Source organism: Streptomyces antimicrobicus, assembly GCF_020532625.1.
GTDB lineage: Bacteria > Actinomycetota > Actinomycetes > Streptomycetales > Streptomycetaceae > Streptomyces > Streptomyces antimicrobicus.
Window position 1 is genome coordinate 1 of the sequence record NZ_JAJAUY010000257.1, and the last position, 2,803, is coordinate 2,803.

General features: G+C 74.6%; 1 protein-coding gene. It reads right to left on the bottom strand.

Annotated elements, in window-relative coordinates:
- Nucleotides 1-2,803, bottom strand: a 2,803-nt coding sequence (locus LG632_RS29900; RefSeq protein WP_226731063.1) for an Rne/Rng family ribonuclease, incomplete at both ends; no start/stop codon positions are given.

Consider the following 2,803-nt stretch of genomic DNA (forward strand, 5'->3'; position numbering starts at 1 on the left):
GGCGGCCACGGGCTCGGCCACGACCGGCTCGGCGGCGGCCTCGGCCACGGCCGGGATCACGACCTCGGCGCTCTCGGCGGCCGTCTCCTCGGCACCCTTGGGCGAACCCGCGGGGGCCGTGGCCTTACGGGTCGCCCGGCGGCGCGTACGGGCCTTCGGCGCGGCCTCCTCGACCGGGGCGGCCTCGGGCGCCTCGGGGACCGCCTGGACCTCGGCCTCGGCCTCGGCCTCGGCCTCCGCCACCACCGCGGCGTCCGGCACCAGGACCGTGTCGGCCGGCTCGGCGACCGGCTCGGCCTCCTCGACCGCAGCGGTGACCGGCTCGACGACCGGCTCGGCGGCCGGCGCCGGGACCGCGGCCCGCGGGGCGCCCGCCGGAGCGGTCGCCTTGCGCGTGGCGCGCCGACGGCTGCGGCGCGGGCTCAGCCCCGCCGCGGCCTCGGCCTCGGCCGGGCTGCCGTACAGCTCCTCGCCGGGCACGAACCCGGGCTCGGGCAGCGCCACCGGCTCGGCGGTCTCCGCCTCGACCTCGGCCGCGGTCTCGGCCGGCTCCGCGGTCTCGACGGCGACGGCCTCGTGCTCGTGGTCGTGCTCGTGACCCCGGCCGCCGCGCTTGCGCGCACGCTTGCCGCCGTTGCCACCGCCGCCGATCGACGCCGGCTGCTCCATGTGCACGATCACACCGCGCCCGTTGCAGTGGACACAGGTCTCGGAGAAGGACTCCAGCAGGCCCTGGCCCACCCGCTTGCGGGTCATCTGGACCAGACCCAGCGAGGTCACCTCGGCGACCTGGTGCTTCGTACGGTCCCGGCCCAGGCACTCCAGCAGGCGCCGCAGCACCAGGTCCCGGTTGGACTCCAGCACCATGTCGATGAAGTCGATGACGACGATGCCGCCGAGGTCGCGCAGCCGCAGCTGGCGCACGATCTCCTCGGCCGCCTCCAGGTTGTTCCGGGTGACGGTCTCCTCCAGGTTGCCGCCCTGGCCCGTGAACTTGCCGGTGTTGACGTCGACGACGACCATCGCCTCGGTCTTGTCGATCACCAGGGAGCCGCCCGAGGGCAGCCACACCTTGCGGTCGAGCGCCTTGGCGAGCTGCTCGTCGATCCGGTACGTCGCGAAGACGTCCACCTCGGAGGTCCACCGCTGCAGGCGGTCCGCGAGGTCGGGCGCCACGTGCGAGACGTAGCCGTGGATGGTCTCCCACGCCTCGTCACCGCTGACGATGACCTTGGAGAAGTCCTCGTTGAAGATGTCGCGGACGACCCGGACCGTCATGTCCGGCTCGCCGTACAGCAGGCTCGGCGACGAGGTCGAGATCTGCTTCGCCTTCTTCTGGATCTCCTCCCACTGCGCCTGCAGACGCTCGACGTCACGGCGCAGCTCGTCCTCGCTCGCGCCCTCGGCGGCGGTGCGCACGATGACACCCGCGTCCTCGGGGACGATCTTCTTGAGGATGGTCTTCAGGCGGGCCCGCTCGGTGTCGGGCAGCTTGCGGCTGATGCCGGTCATCGAGCCCTCGGGCACGTAGACCAGGTAGCGGCCGGGCAGCGAGACCTGCGAGGTCAGGCGGGCGCCCTTGTGGCCGATCGGGTCCTTGGTGACCTGGACCAGCACGGACTGGCCGGACTTCAGCGCGGTCTCGATGCGGCGCGGGCCGTTGGCCATGCCCAGCGCGTCGAAGTTGACCTCACCGGCGTACAGGACGGCGTTGCGGCCCTTGCCGATGTCGATGAACGCGGCCTCCATGGACGGCAGCACGTTCTGGACCTTGCCCAGGTAGACGTTGCCGACGTACGAGGTGGCCTGCTCCTTGTTGACGTAGTGCTCCACGAGCACGTTGTCTTCCAGGACGCCGATCTGGGTGCGCTCGCCGTTCTGGCGGACGACCATCACGCGCTCGACGGCCTCCCGGCGGGCCAGGAACTCGGCCTCGGTGATGATCGGGACGCGCCGGCGGCCCTGCTCGCGGCCCTCGCGGCGGCGCTGCTTCTTGGCCTCCAGGCGGGTGGAGCCCTTGATGGACTGCACCTCGTCCGCGCTCGAACCGGGCTCCCTCTCCCGGGCCGGGCGCGGCTCGCGCACCTTGACCACGGTGCGGACGCCGTCCTCCTCGGCGACCTCGGCCTCGGCGCCACCCTCACCGGAGCGGCGGCGGCGACGGCGGCGACGGCGGCTGGAGCTGGACCCGAGACCGGCGGCCTCGTCGGTGTCCTCCTCCTCGTCCTGCTCGGCGGACTCGGCCTCCTCGGCCTCCTCCGCCTCGTCGGCGCCGCCCTCGTAGTCGGCGGCCTCGCCGCGGCGGCGACGACGGCCACCGCGACGGCGGCGGCGGGCCGGACGCTCGCCCGACTCGTCGCCCTCCTCGTCCTCCAGCTCGCCGGCCTCGACCTCGACCTCGGCCTCGGGCTCCTCCTCGGCCTCCACCTCGACGGCCGGCTCGGGCGCGACGGCGCCGCCACGGCGGCGGCGACGGCGGCCGGACGGCTGCGGGGCCTCGGCGACCGGCTCGGCGACGACCTCCTCGGTCTCCTCTTCCTCCTCGACCTCCGCCAGCTCGGCCTCCTCGGCGGCGCGGATGCGCGCGGCGGCCGTCTCCGGGGTCTGGAACATGGGCTCGGTGAACACCGGCGCCTGGAAGACGGCGACGGCCGGACGCGCGGCGCGCGGGCGGGCCGGGGCAGCCTCCTCGGCCGGGGCCTCGGCGACGGGCTGAGCCGCAGCGGTGGTGGTACGGGTGGCACGGCGGCGGGTACGGCCCCGGGGCGCGTCCACGGCGTCGGCGACCGTGACGGTCTCGGCC